Genomic DNA, 300 nt, shown 5'->3' with positions numbered 1-300 from the left:
GGCTATTACGACGCGCTGGCGGAAAGCAATATTCCGGTAAACGATCGACTGGTCACGTTTGGCGAGCCCGATGAAAGCGGCGGCGAGCAGGCAATGACTGAGCTGCTTGGTCGCGGCAAAAACTTCACGGCTATCGCCTGCTATAACGACTCAATGGCGGCGGGCGCTATGGGTGTATTAAATGATAACGGCATTGATGTGCCGGGAGAAATCTCGCTGATTGGTTTTGATGATGTACTGGTTTCACGCTACGTGCGCCCACGGCTGACGACGGTACGCTACCCTATCGTGACGATGGCA

1 protein-coding gene is annotated in these 300 nt (G+C 55.0%); it reads left to right on the top strand.

The annotated features are described in order from the left end of the window. A partial coding sequence (locus FDX22_RS16025; protein WP_186805339.1) for a substrate-binding domain-containing protein occupies positions 1-300 on the top strand: 300 nt, incomplete at both ends.

The sequence above is a fragment of the Citrobacter sp. TBCS-14 genome, assembly GCF_005280805.1.
In the GTDB taxonomy this organism is placed as follows: domain Bacteria; phylum Pseudomonadota; class Gammaproteobacteria; order Enterobacterales; family Enterobacteriaceae; genus Citrobacter; species Citrobacter gillenii.
This window is presented reverse-complemented; position numbering and strand designations above follow the sequence as displayed.